This is a genomic window from Acidobacteriota bacterium, from assembly GCA_035471785.1.
Lineage (GTDB): Bacteria > Acidobacteriota > UBA6911 > RPQK01 > DATIPO01 > JANQFM01.
Genome location: DATIPQ010000137.1, coordinates 1 through 18,176, shown reverse-complemented (window position 1 = coordinate 18,176; position 18,176 = coordinate 1). Strand labels below are relative to the sequence as shown.

Annotated in this window: 14 protein-coding genes; 5 read left to right on the top strand and 9 right to left on the bottom strand. The window is 62.1% G+C overall.

Translation table 11 applies throughout. The features are described from left to right. Window positions 1-3 precede the first annotated feature (3 nt). The 5 genes from VLU25_19175 to VLU25_19155 form a co-directional block, all read right to left on the bottom strand. Window positions 4-912, bottom strand: coding sequence for a bifunctional 5,10-methylenetetrahydrofolate dehydrogenase/5,10-methenyltetrahydrofolate cyclohydrolase (locus tag VLU25_19175; GenBank protein HSR70059.1), 909 nt, complete (start codon window positions 910-912; stop codon window positions 4-6). An 81-nt stretch (window positions 913-993) separates the two neighbouring features. Next, complete coding sequence (locus VLU25_19170; protein HSR70058.1) at window positions 994-2,004, bottom strand: phosphotransferase; 1,011 nt, start codon at window positions 2,002-2,004, stop codon at window positions 994-996. Continuing rightward, window positions 2,001-2,996 carry an NDP-sugar synthase gene (locus tag VLU25_19165; protein ID HSR70057.1) on the bottom strand — a complete coding sequence of 332 codons (996 nt, stop codon included), beginning with the start codon at window positions 2,994-2,996 and terminating at the stop codon, window positions 2,001-2,003. Before VLU25_19165 ends, VLU25_19170 begins: the two co-directional genes overlap by 4 nt. After that, complete coding sequence (locus tag VLU25_19160; protein HSR70056.1) at window positions 2,993-4,192, bottom strand: DUF1343 domain-containing protein; 1,200 nt, start codon at window positions 4,190-4,192, stop codon at window positions 2,993-2,995. Before VLU25_19160 ends, VLU25_19165 begins: the two co-directional genes overlap by 4 nt. Next, window positions 4,189-5,037: a menaquinone biosynthesis protein gene (locus tag VLU25_19155; protein HSR70055.1), complete on the bottom strand. Its 849-nt coding sequence runs from the start codon at window positions 5,035-5,037 to the stop codon at window positions 4,189-4,191. The genes VLU25_19160 and VLU25_19155 overlap by 4 nt, the downstream gene beginning before the upstream one ends. 60 nt (window positions 5,038-5,097) lie before the next feature. Between VLU25_19155 and dprA the strand changes: the two genes are divergently transcribed. Together dprA and VLU25_19145 are read left to right on the top strand one after the other, a co-directional pair. After that, window positions 5,098-6,240, top strand: coding sequence for a DNA-processing protein DprA (gene dprA / locus VLU25_19150; GenBank protein ID HSR70054.1), 1,143 nt, complete (start codon window positions 5,098-5,100; stop codon window positions 6,238-6,240). A gap of 64 nt (window positions 6,241-6,304) precedes the next feature. After that, the gene (locus tag VLU25_19145) at window positions 6,305-7,540 is read left to right on the top strand and encodes a pyridoxal phosphate-dependent aminotransferase (GenBank protein HSR70053.1); all 1,236 of its coding nucleotides are present in this window, start codon (window positions 6,305-6,307) and stop codon (window positions 7,538-7,540) included. 5 nt (window positions 7,541-7,545) lie between these two features. On the opposite strand, the gene topA is transcribed toward VLU25_19145, so the two are convergent. From topA to VLU25_19125, 4 genes are all read right to left on the bottom strand, one after another. Beyond that, window positions 7,546-10,188 carry a type I DNA topoisomerase gene (topA, locus tag VLU25_19140; GenBank protein ID HSR70052.1) on the bottom strand — a complete coding sequence of 881 codons (2,643 nt, stop codon included), beginning with the start codon at window positions 10,186-10,188 and terminating at the stop codon, window positions 7,546-7,548. Window positions 10,189-10,386: 198 nt separating this feature from the next. Further along, window positions 10,387-11,442, bottom strand: coding sequence for an alpha/beta fold hydrolase (locus VLU25_19135; GenBank protein HSR70051.1), 1,056 nt, complete (start codon window positions 11,440-11,442; stop codon window positions 10,387-10,389). Between the two features lie 173 nt (window positions 11,443-11,615). After that, a complete protein-coding gene (gene tsaE, locus VLU25_19130; GenBank protein ID HSR70050.1) occupies window positions 11,616-12,044 on the bottom strand; it encodes a tRNA (adenosine(37)-N6)-threonylcarbamoyltransferase complex ATPase subunit type 1 TsaE in 429 nt (142 codons plus the stop codon). Beyond that, window positions 12,044-13,627 (bottom strand): NAD(P)H-hydrate dehydratase, encoded by a 1,584-nt coding sequence (locus tag VLU25_19125; GenBank protein ID HSR70049.1) that lies wholly within the window; start codon window positions 13,625-13,627, stop codon window positions 12,044-12,046. Before VLU25_19125 ends, tsaE begins: the two co-directional genes overlap by 1 nt. 180 nt (window positions 13,628-13,807) lie before the next feature. Between VLU25_19125 and VLU25_19120 the strand changes: the two genes are divergently transcribed. The 3 genes from VLU25_19120 (at window position 13,808) to VLU25_19110 (ending at window position 17,815) form a co-directional block, all read left to right on the top strand. Then, window positions 13,808-14,857 (top strand): M48 family metallopeptidase, encoded by a 1,050-nt coding sequence (locus VLU25_19120; GenBank protein HSR70048.1) that lies wholly within the window; start codon window positions 13,808-13,810, stop codon window positions 14,855-14,857. A gap of 297 nt (window positions 14,858-15,154) precedes the next feature. Further along, on the top strand, window positions 15,155-16,888 hold the full coding sequence (locus VLU25_19115) for a TolC family protein (protein ID HSR70047.1): 1,734 nt from the start codon (window positions 15,155-15,157) through the stop codon (window positions 16,886-16,888). 102 nt (window positions 16,889-16,990) lie between these two features. After that, window positions 16,991-17,815: a prepilin peptidase gene (locus tag VLU25_19110; protein HSR70046.1), complete on the top strand. Its 825-nt coding sequence runs from the start codon at window positions 16,991-16,993 to the stop codon at window positions 17,813-17,815. Window positions 17,816-18,176 lie beyond the last annotated feature (361 nt).

The window sequence follows — 18,176 nt, the reverse complement described above, 5'->3', positions numbered from 1 at the left end:
GGCCTAACAATGGCGGGCCTCATGAGCCAGCAAGGTATTCTTGACCAGGTGGGCGATGGTCAGAGGCCCCACTCCGCCGGGTACGGGAGTCAAGGCTCCGGCCCGCCCCAACGGCTCCCGCGGGTGGACGTCCCCCACCAGGGCATAGCCCTTGTCCTGGAAGCGCTTGAAGCGCTCGGAGTCCTCTCCGAACAGTTGCATGGCTTCTTCCCGGTCTTCGATGCGGTTCATTCCGACATCGATCACGGTGGCTCCCTCTTTGATGAAGTCGCGCCCCACCAGCGCGGTGCGTCCCACCGCCGCCACCAGGATATCGGCTCGGCGGCAAACCTGGGCCAAATCGCGGGTCCGCGAATGGCAGATGGTGATGGTGGCATGGCTGTGGAGCAACAACATGGCCATGGGTTTGCCCACGATATCGCTGCGTCCCACGATGACGGCGTGGGCGCCTTTGACGGCGATCTTCTCCATGCGAAGCATCTCCATGATGCCCATGGGCGTGCAGGGAGCCAGGGTGAAATCGCCGGTGCACAGGCGCCCCACGTTGACGGGGTGAAACCCGTCGACGTCTTTGGAGGGATCAACCGCCTCCAGCACCAGCTTCTTGTCGATGTGCCTGGGCAGCGGGAGTTGTACCAGAATCCCGTCGACTTGATCGTCCAGGTTGAGCCGGTTGATGACCTGCAGCAGTTGGGCCGTGCTGATGGATTCATCAAGGAGCACGCGCTCTCCGCGGATGCCCAGTTCCTGGCAGGCCTTGGTCTTGCTTTTGACGTAGACCTTGGAAGCCGGATCGTCACCCACAAGGACCACTGTCAGACCGGGTGAGAGCTTCTTTTCTTCGATTTCCCGGCCCACTTCTTCGCGGATGCGGCGGCCGATTTCTTTTCCATCGAGGATACGGGTTTCCATAGGTGTCGGCTCCTGCTTTCGAGTGCAAGATGGTATCACGACCAGCACCTTGAACCGAACATCGGGACCCTGCCAGGGGCTTCAGTCCAACTCGCTTCTCAGCAGATCGCGGATGCGCGGAAAGGAGTCCAGCGCCTGGACCGAGCGCAGGGCCCGTTGCAGGCTGCCGCGGACGTATTGTTCGTAGATGAAGTTTTCCCGCACGACGATCTGGTAGGCGTAGGTCCCCAGCGCCTTGAGCAGGCGCTGAACCGACATCAGCTCGAACTCGCGCAGGAAGTCTTCCTCTGGAACCGGTTGGGGCGAGCGGCTGCGGTAATAGGAGACCAGACTGGAGAGTTCCGTCTGGGGGAGATCGATGGAGTCCTTCAGCAATGAGACCAGGTCGTAGGTCAACGGCCCGCGACGTGCGTCCTGAAAATCGATGAGGAAGAGCCGGTCTTCATGCAGCATGAGGTTGCGGACGTGATAGTCGCGGTGGCAAAGGCGCAGGGGCCGGCGGGAGAGCTCCTGGGCCAGATCGTCGAATTCCTCTTCCAGGGCTACGCCTTGGGTCAGCGAGAGCTTGCGGTAGTGGTCCACGTAGTAGCGCTTGAAGAAACGCAGCTCCCAGCGCAGTTTCTCCTCGTCAAAGGCCAGGTGATAGGCGGTCCAGTGGGGGCGCAATGCCCGCGTGCCTTCCTCCTGAAGTGTGACCATATGATCGATGGCGCGACGGAAATAGGCCTGGCGCTCTTGAGGCGAGGCCTTGACGAGGCGCTTTTTCAGGGTTTCGTCGCCCAGGTCTTGCTGCAAGACGATGCCATGCTCGCCGTCCAGCGCCAGCATGCGGGGAACCGGAAGGCCGATCTCGGTGAGCAGATCATAGACCTGCTTATAGGGGAATTCCCGCGCGTTGAAGGGTTCGGGGTAGGCGGCCAGGATGAAGCTCTCGCCGTTTTCCCGCACCAGGCGGTAGTACTGGCGGGAGGAAGCGTCTCCCACCAGCTTGCTGATCGAGTATTGGTCGCCGCGCGATCCGAAGCGGTCGCGTACGAAGGCCATCAGCCGCTGCTGAATGGGCGGGAAGTCAGAATCGGATCGCGGTTTCATGTTTCCAAGGGCCATATCATGTTTCCGTCTACTTCCTGGAGCGGTCGACGGCCGGGCGGCAGTTCCTCCAGCCGAGGCGTCACGATGACGTCGCTCAAGCGGCTGCCCGCCGCCAAGCGGACTCCGCAAGCCGCCACCACGCGCTCCAGGTTGCAGCCGCGTCCCACCTGCACATCGGACCAGAGGATGCATTCCTGAAGCAGGCAGCCGGAACCGATGCGGGCATCGGAGGCCGCCACCACGGCTCGAGCTCGAGCCGCCTCTCCCATCGGCCCCAGGGTGTCCAGCCCGCGGCGGCCCAACACCTCCAGGGAGCGGCGCAGGTAGCGCTGCGGCAGGCTGCACTCGCACCAGTAATCCCGGCTTACGTGCCCGTAGATGGGGCGTCCGCTCTCGATGAGGCCAGGCAGTATGTCCTTGACCGTGTCCGAGAACCCCTCGGGGATGTTCTCGACGTACTTGCGATCCAGAATCTGAACGCCGCTGAAGACGTACGGATGCTGCTTCCCCTTGTCCGGAGCGGGACGACCGAAGCCTGTCACCCGGCCCTCCTCGTCCAGGTAGACGGGATTGTACCCTCCCTCTCTGAAGGGAACGACCACCAAGGTGACCCAGGCCCGACGCCGGAAGTGGCTGTCCAGCGCCTGAGTCAAGTCGAGTTCGAAGTAGATCTTGCCGTTGCTGACCACCAGGGTATCGGCTTGACTGTGCTTGACTGCGTTGGCAATGCCGCCGGCCGTGCCCAGGATTTCTTGCTCGGGCCAGTAGCGGATGGCCATGCGGCTGGTCCGCACCGCTTCGCGCACGCTCTCAGGCAGGTGGTGCAGGTTGACGTGAATCAGCGAAATGCCGCTCTGTTCCAGCAAGTCCAGCGAGTAGCGCAGGAGGGGGCGGTTGAGGAAGGGAATAGACGGTTTGGCACGTAGAGCCGTCAGAGGAAACAGCCTGCGTCCGTATCCCGCAGCCAACACCATGCCTTCGATTGTGCTCACCGGCTTTCCCCTGGCGAGGGCTGGTCGGGATAGAGGAGGTACTTGTGGCGGATGCGCTTGAACTGCTCCAGCGGTTGGGCGAAGGAGGCCTCCATCTCTTCCAGCGGACGGCCTTGTTCGATCATGCGGCGCAAGTCGGCATCGCCCAGCAGGATGTCGATGGGCAGCTTCTCGTACTCGTACTCGTAGGGCGGCTCCTTCCAGGCGAACTCGTCCGGCGCCAGTTCGCGGTAGGCGCGCAGCAGGGCCAGCCCGGTGCGAAAGGGCCGAAAGGCTCGCCAGTCCTGCACGTGAATCTGCACGCCGCCCACCATCTTTCCGGCCCACTTGTGAAAAGTCGGTATGAACCAGAGAGGACGCAGCGCCGCTCCCGGCAACTCGAAGCCCTGCAGACGGCTCGCCAGTTGCTTGGGATTGACCCAGGGGGCGCCGCTGATTTCGAAGGGACGGGTGGTGCCCCGGCCCTCCGAGACGTTGCTGCCTTCAAGCAGGCAAAGTCCGGGATAGACCCAGGCCGTGTCGGGAGTGGGCATGTTGGGGGAAGGCATCACCCAGGGCAAGCCGGTTTGCCCCCAGCTCATGGAGCGCTGGTAGCCCTCCATCTCGACGACCTCCAGCCGGCATCCCAAGGCGTATTCGCGGTTGAAAAGCCGCGCCAGTTCGCCCACCGTCATTCCGTGGCGGGCGGGCAGCGAATAAAGCCCCACGAAACTGCGGCACTCCGGTCGTACCAGGTTCCCCTCCACCGCCTGTCCGCCCACGGGGTTGGGACGGTCGAGGACGACGAAGCGCTTGCCGTTTTCGGCGCAAGCCTGCATGGCCAGCGCCATGGTGTAGATGAAGGTGTAGTAGCGGGCGCCTACGTCCTGCACGTCGAAAATCAGTGCGTCCACCTGATCGAGCATTTCCGGAGTTGGCTTGCGGGTCTCTCCGTAAAGGCTGAATACGGGCAGGGAGGTCTCGGGGTCCCGGTAGGACTCCCATTCGATCATGTTGTCCTGAGTTTCGCCGCGGGCGCCGTGTTGAGGGCCGAAAAGAGCGCTGAGACGGATCTGGGGCGATTCCCAAAGGAGGTCGGCGGCATGGCGCAGTTGGCGGTCGACGCTGGCTGGATTGCAGATCAATCCCACTCTCTGCCCGCGCATTGAGGCCGGCGGGCGGCGCAGGAACACTTCCAGTCCGCTGGCAACGCTCATCGTTCTTCGTCCGCCAGGGCGCGCGGAGGCGCCGTTTCTATGCCTTGAGGGATGGCGGTCATGCGCAGGGGGCGGGGTCGTTCGATCAGCTTCCACTTGGCGGCCAGCTCGTAGTAAGTCTCAAGCCCCTTCAGATTGTCTTCGTCCAGCGAGTAGTCGAGGTTGCAGCTCAAGTAGTGGAATACCTCTTGAGGATTCAGGCCGAGCTTGCGGGCATAGAGTCGGGAAATCTCCGGCAGTTCCTGCAATCCTTGCCGGCGCGACTCGTAGAAGCAGCGGGCCTGCTCGCCCAAGGCGGCATCGCGGCGCACGGCCCAGAAAGCGAAGACAAAAGGCAGACCGGTGTGGCGAAACCACTCGTTGGCCAAGTCGTAGACCAAACGATGCCGGGTATCGACCCGCAGGGCCGGATTGCCGATGATCAAAGCCGCGTCGAATTCCTGCAGCATGCCTTCGGGGTCGGGCTTGCGGGGGACGAATTCAGCCTGTGGATTCCCGTAGAACTCGTTGAGCAGCACCCGCAGCAGCGCTACCGAAGTGCGCGATGAGGTGTCGACGGCGATACGTCCCACCTCGTTCATGGGCTTGCTGCTGACGAAGATGACGCTCTTGACCTCGCGTTTGGAGGCGATGGAAATGCCCGGCAGGACGGTGAGGCCGGGAATGCGCTGGTATTCGATGACGGGAATCAGGCCTACGTCGGCTTCCCCTTCCCGCAAGTGGCGGGCGCACTGGGAAGGCACGTCTGAAAGCAGGCGGAAGCGCCCGCGGGCTGAGCCTTGGGTGAATCCCCACTGAAGCGGGATGGCGTTGAGAAAATCGATCAGCGATAAGCGCAGAGTCATCAACAAAAAGTCCCCGGAAATCTCGCAGATTGCGCCGCCAGCAACGTTATAGGTAATGCGATGCAAGATCAAGCCTTCAACCTGCTGGCGCTGACGCTGGTTCCCGGACTGGGCCGACGGCGGCTGGGCAGAATGCTGCGCCAGGTGCCCGATCCGGGGCGCGTTTTGCGCATGAAGCGGCGTCAGTTGCGGGAGTTTGGACTCAGCGCGGAAATCAGGGCCTACATCGCCAGCGGATGCCCCCAGGCCAGGGCCGAGGAAATGCTGGCGCGTTGCCGGCGGCTGGGTATCCGGCTGCTCTGCCGCGATGACGACGACTATCCGCCGCGGCTGCGCCAGACCCACGACTCGCCCCTGCTGCTCTACGTCAAGGGCGACGTGAAGTGCCTGGGCGATCCGGCTGTGGCCATCGTGGGCTCGCGTTCGGCCTCGGTTTACGGCTTGCAGATCACGACCTGGATGGCCCGCGAGCTGGCGCGCAGCGGACTGGCCATCGTCAGCGGACTGGCGCGGGGAGTGGATGCCCGCGCCCACCAGGGCTGCCTGCAGGCAGAGGGCCGCACCATCGCCGTGCTGGGAAACGGGCTGGACATCGCTTATCCTCGCGAAAACCGCGCCCTTCAAGAGCAAATCGCCCGACACGGCTGCCTGCTCTCCGAGTATCCTTGCGGCACCCATCCCGCTCCCTCCAACTTCCCCGTCCGCAACCGCATCATCAGCGGACTTTCGCTGGGCGTCCTCATCACTCAGGCCGACCGCCGCTCCGGTTCCCTCATCACCGCCCGCATGGCGCTGGAGCAGGACCGCGAGGTGTGGGCGGTGCCCGGCAATATCACCGATTCCAAGTGCCTGGGGAGCAACGACCTCATCCGCCAGGGCGCCGTGCCCGTTCTGGAAGACGGAGACGTGTTGGAGTCGCTCCACCCCGAGATCCTGTGCGGTCTGAGAGAAGGCCTGCAAGCGCCTCAATCAGAAGGCGACGCCAGGGCCCGGTCCAGTCCTTCTCCCCTGCCGCCGCCCCCGCCCGACAGTTCGGCCGGGCGCCTGCTGGAGGAGTTGTCGCTGGACAAGGCTTCTCACTTCGACAAGCTGCAACAGAGCACCGGCTTCTCGCCCTCCCGTCTCAACGAGTTGCTGCTTTCGCTGGAGATGGACGGGCACATCGAGTCCTACCCTGGGCGGCGCTATTCGCGTCGCATGTAGCCTCTCCCGGATAGTGGAGCCGAGCCGATTTCTTGAAGCTGGGGCGCTGGGATAGGATAGGAGCGTGAGCATAAAGACGCCATCTCTTTCCAACCGCGCCCTCGATCTGCCGCGCAGTTCCATCCGCCGCCTGTTCAACGCCGCCAAGGCCCTGGAAGCCCAAGGCCATGAAGTCTATCGCCTGGATATCGGCGATCCCGACTTCGAAATGCCTCCCCGTATCGGCGATGCGGTCACCCAAGCCCTGCGGGAGGGGGAGACTCATTACAGCCCCACCTTCGGCATTCCCCCCTTGCGGGGCGCCATCGCCCGCCATCTCCGGCGGCGCGGGCTGGACGTCGACGATTCCCGCATCGTGTGCAGCCAAGGCGCCACTCAGGCCTTGCATGCTGCGGTACTCTCGGTGTGCGATGCCGGTCGGTCGGTGCTCTACCCCCAGTGTTACTTCCCCAACTACATGCAGCAGGCCGCCCTCACCGGGGTGCGTCCACTCTTTTATCCGCTGGACGACGAGTTCCAGCCCATCCTCGGCCGGCTGGAAGACATCCGCGACGAGAGGCTGCAAGCCATCCTCATCAATTCGCCCAGCAACCCCACAGGAGCTGTCTTCCCTGCCGATACCATTCGCCGCCTTTACGACTTCGCCCGGCGGCGCGGCCTGTGGATCATCTCGGACGAGGCCTATGTCGACTTCGTCTTTAAGGGAGAAACCCTCTCGCCGCTGCAGATCGACTTGCAGGCCGACCCCGAAGAACGCAGGGTACTGGCCGTTTACAGCTTCTCCAAGAGTTTCGCCGTGACGGGACTGCGCATGGGCTGGACAGTGGCTCCTAATCCCGAGGTGGCGCTTTCTTTGGCCACCGTCAACGAACCGCTGACGGGATGCCTGACCACGCCGCTGCAATGGGGAATGGTGGCGGCGCTCTCCCAGGACGACAGCGGGGAGCGCCGCCGCCAGCTCGCCGGACGCCTGCAACTGGCCCTCGAAATCCTGCGTGCTGAAGGATTGCGGGTGCGCGCGCCTCATGGAGGCATGTTCTTTTTCATGGACGTCTCGGCCACCGGAATGGACGGAGACACCTTCGCCGACCGGCTTCTCGAGGAGGAGAGGGTGGCGGTCGTTCCAGGCAGCGGTTTCGCGCTGGTTCCCGACAGCGACTGCCACGGGCGGCTCACCTTCAAGCCCCATGCCCGGGCTTCTTTTTGCATCCGCTTCTGTTTCGCCGTCCCCGAAGAGCGCCTGCGCGGAGGCCTGCGTCGACTGGCCTCTTTCATCAACCGCCATTCGGAAACGGAGTAGCGGCGCTACTTGGACTTGGCCTTGGCTTTGCGGCGGCGGCGTTTGGGGGCTTTGCCCTTGTCGGCCAGGAGCTGCAGGGCCTTCTCTTTGTCGATCTCTTCAGGCTTGAGGTTCTTGGGGACCGAGGCATTGAGGGCGCCGTTGGTGATGTAAGGACCGTAGGGACCGTCCAGCACTTGGACCTTGTTTCCCTTGTTGTCGGGGTCTTCGCCCAAGTCTCTGAGGACTTTCTTGGTGCGGGAGCGGCCTTTCCTCTTGGGCTCGGCGAGTTTGGCCACGGCCTCTTTCAGGGTGATGGAGAAAATCTGTTCGTCGGAGTCGAGGGAGCGCGTTTCCTTGCCGCAGCGCAGGTGGGGACCGTAGCGTCCGCTGGTGGCCAGGATCTCTTCGCCCCGCTGGGGATGTTTGCCCACGACCCTGGGCAACGACAGCCACTTGAGCGCGATTTCAAGGGTGGCTTCCTCTTCGGAGACTCCTTTGGGAAGCGAGGCCCGCTTGGGACGCTCTTTCTTCTTGACCTTGCCTTGGGGAGTCTCCCCCAACTGCACGTAAGCGCCGTAGCGCCCGGTGGCGGCGTAGACGGTTTTTCCCGTCTCCGGATCGCGGCCCAACTCGCGGGGACCCTTGTCCTTCTTCTTGAGCAACTCCACCGCCTGCTCAAGGCCGAAGTCGGCCGGCGCCACGTTCTCGGGCAGCGAAGCGATGATGCGGTCGTCCTCCTCGCCGCCCTGCACGTAGGGACCGAAGCGGCCCACCTTGACCACCACCCGCCCCAATTCCGGATGACGGCCGATTTCCACTTCGGGATATTCGATCTGCCCTTCTTCGCTGGCAATCTTGGGCTTGAGTCCCGGCAAACCGTTTCCGTGGTAGATGCGCTGCAAGGGATCGAGAGGATCCAGATCGCCTGAGGCGATGTCGTCCAGGTCGGTTTCCATGCGGGCGGTGAACTTGATGTCGACGTAGTCCGAGAAATGCCGCTCCAGCAGTTGGGTGACGGCAAAGGCGATGAAGGTGGGCACCAGCGCGTTGCCGGCCTTGACGATGTATCCGCGGTCCTGGATGGTCTGCACGATGCTGGCATAGGTGGAGGGGCGCCCGATGCCCTCGGCTTCCAGCTCTTTGACGAGGCTGGCTTCGGTGTAGCGGGCCGGCGGCTGGGTCTCGTGGTCCTTGGCCTCGACCTTGAGGGGCGTGATCCGCTGCTTTTCCTTAAGGGGCGGCAGCATGACTTCGCGGTCGGCCAGTTCCGCGGCCGGGTCGTCCGATCCTTCCACGTAAGCTCTCAGGAAGCCGGGGAAACGGACGGTTTGTCCGCTGGCGTTGAAGATGGCGCTGCCGGCGCCGCCAGGGCCGTCGGAAAGGGGCGCTTCTATTTCAACCGAGGTGCGGGTCAACTCGGCGTCCGCCATCTGGCTGGCCAGCATGCGCTTCCAGATCAACTCGTAAAGGCGCATTTCATCGCGCTTGAGGAATCTCGACATCGAGTCGGGAGTCCGCGACAGCTCGGTGGGACGAATGGCTTCGTGAGCCTCCTGGGCTCCCTTGCTCTTGGTGCGGTAGCGGCGTGGCCCTTTGCTGTATTCCTTGCCGTACTTGGAGTGGATAACGCGCTGGGCTTCGCTCAGGGCGCGGTTGGCCAGGGTCAGCGAATCGGTGCGCATGTAGGTGATCAAGCCAACCCGGTCGGAACCGATGTCGACACCTTCGTAAAGGCGCTGGGCGATGCGCATGGTGCGGTCGGCGCTGAAGCCCAGTTTGCGGTTGGCTTCCTGCTGCATGGAGGAAGTGGTGAAGGGTGGCGCCGGACGCCGCGTAAAAGGCTTCTGCTCGGCCTTGACGACGGTCCAGGGTTTGCCCATGGCGGAGATGAGGTCCTCGACTTGCTCTTCCTGGGACAGCCACAGGGCTCTTGAGTCATCCTTGAGTTGACCGGTGTCGGAGTCGAAATCTTTGCCGCTGGCCACGCGCCGCTCGCCCACCCGGTTCAGTTTGGCGCTGAAGCCGATGCCGTCTTCTTTGAAGTGAGCCTCGGCGTCCAGGTAACGGGAAGTTCGAAACGCTCTCCGCTCACGCTCGCGGATGACGGCCAGGCGCACGGCCACGCTTTGCACTCTGCCCGCCGACAGTCCGCGGCGGACTTTCTTCCACAACAGCGGCGAGAGCATGTAGCCGAACAGCCGGTCCAGTATGCGGCGGCTCTCCTGGGCCTTGACCAAGGCGTCATCGATGTCGCGGGGAGAATCCATCGAGGCCAGGATGGCCTCGGGAGTGACTTCGTGGAAAGCTATGCGGCCCACCGGGACCTTCGGTTTAAGCACCTCGACGGCGTGCCAACTGATGCTCTCGCCTTCGCGGTCCTCATCGGTGGCCAGCAGCAAGGCGTCGGCCTTTTTCAGCGCCTCTTTGAGACGCTTGACGTGTCGTTTCTTGTCCTGGGGGATGACGTAGAGAGGCGCGAACCCCTCTTCCACATTGACTCCCAGCCGCGACCAGTCCTCTTTCTTGTAGCGTGCCGGTATCTCATCGGCATTGGCCGGAAGGTCGCGCAAATGTCCGTAACTGGCATCGACCACATAGTCATCGCCCAGGACGCGGCTGATGGTTTTAGCCTTGGCGGGCGATTCTACGATTACGAGTGAAGGCATCGATTGCAGTCCTCTTCTCTTCTATTCGGCAGCCAGCCGCCGGAGACCAGGGGCTGCCGTGTTTCTGGACGTCTCTGGTCGACGTCGCTTGCTTGTCGAGTCTCCCGATCTTCCAGGGTAAATACCTTTTCCGTCTAAGGTCAAACGATGCGGTCACAGACCCGCCGGCAAGGGGTTCTGGCGCCGCCCGCGCCTCTCTCATTGCGCTCTCGATGATCCGGCGGACGGATTCGGTCGCGGCGAAGGGTCCAAGTCTTGCACAAATGACTCGACCAGGGCGACGTAGCGTCGCGGGTCGTTGTCGTAGGCGTTTCCGTGGCCGGCCTCAGGGAAATAAACCAGTTGCTTCCGCTCGCCGGGAACGGCCTCGAACACGGCTTGGGCGGTCTCTTCCGGCATCCTCTGGTCTTGGCCGCCGTAGATCAGCAATACCGGAATTTTGTCAAGCTGAGCCAGAGCCTTGGTCGTGTCAGGCTCTCCAGACGGAGTTTCGGTCATCCACCGCAGTCCAAAAGCGAAGATGTTGCCGAAGGGGAAGCCCGGAATCCCCAAGATGAGACGCACATGTCGGCCGACCGTTTCGTCCAGCGATTGAAAAGGACTGTCGACGACCAGGCCCTTGAGGTGCTGCGAAACGGCGGGAGCACCCTCGATGACGGCCACGGCTCCCATCGAAACGCCCATCAGGACGAGCTCTTTGTGTCCCCGCTCCAGCAGGAAGTCGACGGCGCCTTGTACGTCCTGCCGCTCGCGGTAGCCCAGCGATACGGCACCCTCTCCGCTGCGCCCCTGAAGGCTGCCGTGTGCCCTGAAGTCGAAGAGCAGCACCGGGTAACCCTTCTGATTGAGGTCGCAGGCCCTGCGCATCACTTCGTGGCGGTTGCGGAAGAGCCCGTGGCTGATCGAGAAGGCCGCCTGTTCTTTCTCTCCGGGCAGGTACCAGCCGCTAAGGTCGATTCCGTCGCGGCTGGAAAAAGTAACGTCCTCGTAGTTGCAGCCCAGTTCCTGCGGTGTTTCCTCCAGGCGCAAATCGGGAGGACGGGTCCCGGCGTGGGAGAGCAGATAGGCGAAGACGAGCGGAGTTAAGCCCCAGATAAAGAAAGGGAGCAAGACCGCATAGGTGATGCCGGCCCTCTTAAAGACTCGCCACAGAGTTTTTCGCCGCCCCAGGATGAGCAGGACCCCCCAGACCAGCAGAGCCGCCACGACCACGGGGACTGCCAAAATTCCCGCCAGCACCAGAATAGTCGTCATGGCCCAACACTATGCCACGAGTCCCGCCGGTTTGTCCGCTGTCAAGAACCCCCAACCTTCCACCAATGGTGCTTGACCGGGTAGGAGGGGCATCCTCGCGGCCCTCCTTGGCCAAGGCTATGCAAGGCTTCGCGATGGCCCAGACCAAGATAGCGGTCGAAGAAAGCCGCCTGTTACCGGCACTCCTCCACCTGGATGAGCCGGGTCTCGTCTTCCCCGCTGACGATCTCGATGGAGAGCGACGGCCGGGCGGCAAGACTCAGCTTTTCGGCCCACTCGATAATCACTGCCGCCTGCTCCTCGCAGAGAACCTCGTCCAATCCCGTCGAGTACTGCTCGCGCTGCGATTCCAGACGATAGAGATCGACGTGATAGACGGGACCGCCGGGGGAGGGATAGAGATTGATGAGCGAGAAGGTGGGGCTATGCACCACCGATGCGTCCTCCACTCCGAAGCCTTGAGCCAATCCCTTGGCCAGCACGGTCTTGCCCGCGCCCAGTTCCCCGCGCAGCAGCACCAGGGCCGGCCTGGACAGTTTCTTGGCCAGGCGGGTTCCCAGCCGGCGGGTTTCCTCTTCGTCGCGGGTGCTGTATCGGGACATTACTTGAGAGAGCGCAGGTAGCTGAAGGCTTGTCCAAGATGTTCGATGACGTCGCCGGCCATCAAGGCCTCGCTTCCTTGTTCCTGTTCCGCCTGGTCGCCGGCCAAAGAATGGACGAAAACGGCCGTCAGGGCGGCTTCCGTCAAGTCTCCGGGCTCGAAGGACGGCCTCATGGCGGTGCAGGCTCCCAGGACGCCGGTCAGGACGTCGCCCATGCCCGCAGTGGCCATGCCCGGGTTCCCCAAGGGACAGATGAAGACCTCTCCCGCGGGAGTGGCCAGCAAGGTTCGAAAGCTCTTCATGACCAGCCAAAGCTGGTGCTCCTGGGCGAAACGCCGTGAGAGTTCGAGACGGTCTTCCGTCACTTCCTTCACGGTTATGCCCAAGAGCCGGGCGAATTCGCCGGGATGGGGAGTCAAGATCAGGGGACGCTTGTCGCTGCCCTTGAGGCGCTGGGGACATTCGGCGAAAGCATTGAGGCCATCGGCGTCGATGACCATGGGGAGTGCGGCCTTTTCCACCAAGGCGCGGACTAAAGCGAAAGCCTGGGGTTGGTCGCTCAGTCCCGGACCCAGCGCAACGGCGTCGTTCTTGGAGAGCCATTGCAGCAAGTCGTCCAGGTTGTCCTCCTGGAAAGTGCCGGTGGAGGAAGAAGCCAACCCCTCGGTCATGACTTCGGGGCTGAATTGAGCCACCTGGGACTGTACGGCATCAGGGACCAAGGCGGTCACCAGTCCGGCGCCCGAGCGCAGGGCCGCCCGCGAGGTCAAAGCCGCGGCTCCCGCCTTGCCCAGGCTGCCGGCAACCACTGCCAGCCGTCCGAAGTCGCCCTTGTGACCCGCTTGCCGCCTGGGCGGCAGGCAGGAGGCGGCCATCTCCGGCGTCATCATGAGTGTGGGCGGATCGCAGACTTCCTCCAGGAGGGCGGCGGGAGTGCCGATGGGAGCGATGAGCAAATCGCCAATGGCCTCCAGGTCCTGGTTGAGGAGATGTGCGATCTTGGGGGCGGCGAAGGTTACCGTCAGGTCGGCCCGCACCGTCAGGTCGCCCCCGCTCAAACGGTCGGAACGCATGCCCGAGGGAATGTCGACGGCCAGCACATAGGCTTGCGAGGTGTTGATGTCCGAAATCACGCAGCCGAAAAAGCTGTCGGCCTCTACCGGCCGGTTGATGCCGGTACCCAAGATGGCGTCCACCACGATGTCGCAGTCCCCCAGCAAACGTCCCCGCTCCATCCAGGAATCCAGGTCGGGGATCTCCAGGATGTCGGCTCCGGCCTTGTGGAGGATCTGAAAATTGGTTCGCGCGTCTCCTTTCAGCTTGCCGGAGGCGGCCAGCAACAAGACCTGGGCGGGAATGTCGCGTTGGGAAAGCTGCCGGGCCAGCACCAATCCGTCGCCCCCGTTGTTGCCGGGACCGCAGACGATGGCTACCCGTCTTTGAGCGAGGTCGTCAAACTCGTCCCGCAGGGCCTGGTAGAGGTTGAAACCGGCATTCTCCATCAAGGTCAGGCTGGGGATTCCGTAACGCTGGCTGCAGAGACGGTCGGCCCTGCCCATTTGTTCTGCGCTAAGCACTTGCATATTGAAACTTTCCACCCCTTCTCACATCGATTATAGAGAAGCGGCTGGGCAGGTTAAAGAATGCCTGCTGAAGGAATGTCGACGCTGTTGTATACTGTAAAGAGGCTGAAGCGGCGGTGCCTGCCCGCTTCCGACAACCAAATCATCGTCAAGAAGTCCTGCGAGGGGGATTTCAAAGTTATGACCACAGATAGAGCAAGACGTTGGATCGGTGTCTTTCTCATCGCCACGCTTATGACGCCGGGTCTGGCCTTGGCGGGACGTAAGCACAAGGACGTTGAGAACATCGGCAACCGCAATATCAACGGCCGCATCGCCGGCCTCTTCCCGAATTTCGTTTCGCTGGAGCGCGAGGTGCAATTGGGCGCTCAGGTCGCCCAGCAGTTCGAGCAAACGGCCCGTCTGGTGGAGGATCCGGTGGTGGTCGAGTATGTGGACCGGGTGGGACAGGAGATTGTCCGCAACTCGGACGCCAAGGTGCCTTTTGTCATCCGTGTTGTCGACACCGACGAGGTCAATGCCTTCGCTCTTCCGGGCGGTTACTTCTACGTCAACAAGGGCCTCATTCTGGAGTCCGACAATGAAGCGGAGCTGGCCGGAGTGATGGCCCACGAGATCGCCCACGTGGCTGCCCGTCATGCTACCGAACGCATGACCAAGGGCCAGTTGCTGCAGTTCGCCGCCATTCCCGCTCTCTTTGTGGGCGGCTACTGGACTCAGTACGGCATCCGCAGCGCCCTCGGCATGGGCCTCAACCTTTCGCTGCTGGGCATCACCCGCAAGAGCGAGGCTGAAGCCGATCAATTGGGTACTCAATACCTGTGGAACACCGGTTACGATCCCCACGGCTTCATCACCTTCTTCGAGAAGCTGCAGGCCCGCGAAAAGAACAAGCCGGGCAAGTTCGCCAGCTTCTGGCGCACTCATCCTCCTGTGGACAGCCGCATCGAGAAGGTGCAGGAAGAGATCAGCTTCCTGCCGCCGAAGGACGAGTACATCCTCAATACTTCGGATTTCGAGAAGGTCAAGGCCCGCTTGATCGCCATGGACAACAAGCGCATCACCCCGGGTTCGGGTCAGGATGAGGGCGGCAGCAAGCGTCCCACCCTCAAGCGCAAGACCAACACCGATCGAAGTGAAGAAGAGAAGCCCACCTTGAAGACCAACCGTCCGACGCTCAAGCGCAGCTCGGACACCAAGGAAAAAGAGAACAACAACAACAACAACTGAGTTTTCAGCCGGTGGCCCGAGGGCTGCCGGTTGCTGAATTCACGCGGTTGCTGGGCGCGGCCTGAGGGTCGCGCCCTTTTTTTGTATCGGGCCCTCGAACCGCAGGCTGCAAAGGTCCATCAACTTCTTCAAAATAAAGGGGGGCTCGGAAGAGGTCGTCCAAATCAGGCCTCCCTGCGTCCATAATGGTAAACAAGAAACTTTAGGCTCCGCCTGGCGTATGGTTTCTCTAAGGCCTGACGTGGCCCGAATGCGCGAGTCGGATGATCCGTAAAATCAGCGATGGGAGAGCAATCCATGAACCAGCAGTTTCGTAAACGCCTTGTTTCGGCGCTTTGCCTACTTCTGCTGATGGGAGTCCTGGCGGCTCAGGATCCCCAGCAGCAACAGCAGCAGGAGCCAATTCCCGCACCCGCAGACGAAGAGATCCCTGTCTACGATGACGGCGACGAATTCCAGTTGGTGGAACAGTCCTATGTGGAGCGAGTCAAAGAGGCCGGCGATTTCGTCGAGTTGAGCGTCCGCGATGCCATCAGCAGGGCCTTGGCCAACAACCTCGAAATCAGCATCGAGAACTTCCAGGAAGAAATCAACCGGGTACGGTTGGTCGGGACCAAGGGATTCTACGATCCCGAGATCAGTTTCGAGGTCGGTTTCAATTCCCGCGAAAACCCCTCCACCAGCGTTCTCGACGCCGGGCAGGGAATCCCGGTTTCGACATTCGACGGCTTCACCTGGGACTCCACCTTCAGCCAGCGGGTTCCCAACGGAGGGAGCCTGACCCTGAGCCTGGCCAACAACCGCTCCGAGACCAACAGCACTTTCAGCACCCTCAATCCCAGCTTTCAGAGCCGCTTCCAGGTCCAGTTCACGCAGCCCTTGTGGAGAGGCTTCATCAACACCGAGACCAAGCGGCAGCTCAAGCTTCAGAATCTTGATATCGAACTCAGCGACCTGCAATTCGAGCTCAAGGTTTCGGACGTGGTGCGGCGCGTCATGGACCGCTACTGGGACCTGGTGCAGGCCATCGAGAGCAATGACGCCGAACGGCGCAGCATGAATCTTGCCGTGGTCCGCTATCAGGACAGCCGCAAGCGGGTGGAGATCGGGATCGAAGCTCCCATCGAAATCACCAGCGCGCGCTCGGAAGTGGCGGGCCGGGAACAGAGCTTCATCCAGTCCGAAGTGGCCATCGTCAACGCCGATGCCGACCTCAAGAACCTGCTGGCGCCTGACCCCAACGATTCGCTGTGGGATCTGAGAGTGATCCCTACCGACCGGCCCAAGGTTGAAGACCTGGACCTGGAGTTGCGCGAAGCTATCCGCATGGCCTTGCAACGCCGTCCCGAGTTGAAGGAATACGAAAAGCGCCTGGAGCAGGTCGCCATCAACCGCGACTTTTACAAGCGCGAGGGCAAGCCGCGGGTGGATTTGAACTTGAGCTACGGCTCCGTGGGCCAATCGGGAGAAGCTTTCGCCCGTGTGGGAGTCGACCTGGATGGGGACGGCATTCCCGACCAGACCCAGACCGTACCCAATCCAAACAGCCCCTTTCAGGGCAATCTCACCGATTCGCTCTCTTCCGCATTCAAGTTCGACTTCACCAACTACAACGTCTCGACCACGGTGACCATCCCTCTGCGCAATCGCGCCAACGAGGCTAACCTGGCCAACCAGAGGATCGAGGAAAGGCGGCTGCTCAGCCAGCGGCGCATGACCCAGCAGCAGATCAGCGTCGAAGTTCGCAAAGCCTTCCGCCAGATCGAAATCCAGAGCAAACGTCTGGAGGCGGCCCGGGTGGCCCGCGAGTTGGCCGAAGAGCAACTGGACGGCGAGAACAAGCGTTTCGAGGCCGGCCTCTCGACCAACTTCGAAGTACTGCGCATTCAACGCGACTTGGCCGAAGCCATCCAAGCCGAGTTGGTGGCCAAGATCGACTACGTCAAGTCGATTATCGCGCTGCGCCAGGCCACCTACACACTGGTTGAGAACGCCGACATCGTCCTGGCCCGGTCGGTGGAAGAACGATAGCTGCCCCGAGGCCGTTTCCCCAAGAGCTCTCCCCGGGGGGGGACGGCCTCAGCCGCGCCCCGACTTCGCGGTGCGCGTCGCGTTGGCTATAATCGCCCGGTCATGGCGATTATCGATGTTCTGGTCATCCTCTTCGGCCTGCTCATGGGCAGCTTCCTCAATGTCTGCATCTACCGGGTGCCCAAGGGCCGCTCTGTTATCTTCCCGTCTTCCGCCTGTCCCAAGTGCGGGGCCGGCATCCGTCCCTGGTACAACATTCCGGTGGTGGGATATCTGGTCTTGCGGGGACGTTGCTCGCGCTGCAAGGAGCCTATCAGCGTGGTCTATCCGCTGGTCGAAATTCTAACCGCTGCGCTCTTTTATGCGGCCTACCTCAAGTTCGATCTTGATCCGCCTTTCTATCTGGCGCTGGTGCTTTTCTCGCTGCTGCTGGCCCTCACCTTCATCGATCTCTTCGACCGGCTTTTGCCCAACATATTCACCTTGGGAGGGGCGCTCTTCGGCTTCCTGCTGGCTCCCCTTCAAGCTGATATCTACTTCGCCGGCGATCCCTTCCTGCCGCCCCCCGACAGCCTCTTGACCGCCTACCTGCACTCCGCCGTCGGCGTACTTCTGGGCGGCGGCGTCCTGTGGCTGGTGGCCGGGCTTTATCAACTGCTGCGCAAGATCGAAGGCATGGGAATGGGAGACATCAAGATGATGGCCATGGTGGGGGCCTTCCTGGGCTGGCGCTATGCCTGGATGACCATTTTCCTGGGATCGTTGCTGGGGGCCATTATCGGATCGCTCTACATCTACGTCAGGGGCAAGGGCCAGCGCTACGAACTGCCTTTCGGCACCTTCCTGGCGGCGGGCGCCATACTGGCGGCGCTGTGGGGCCCGCAGCTCTTGGCCTGGTACCTGAGATTGCTCTCTCCCCAGCAATAGAGAGGATAGCGAGAAGCCTCATACAGCCGAGAGCAATCAAGTCTTCACCGCGGTCGCTGAAACTTGATTCGCGTGTGAACTTGCTGGCCACCTAGCGGCCCTAGTGCTGCCGGTCATAAGTTCTGAGCCAGGGCCGCCGTTTTTTGTCTGAAAAGGACAGATTCGCCAGCCCAGCGACTGTGTTAGAAGTCAAGTCCGGGCTCGCTGAAGGCGAGCGATGCGTCAGCCCAGGGTCAGCCGCGGCGAGCGCTAGCGAGACGGCGGCGCCACCCTGGGTTTCAGACGGCAAATGTGCGAACGCTGAAAGCGTGGGATAACGCCACAGGGTGGCTCAAAACTTCTGACGCAGTGCACTAGCGGT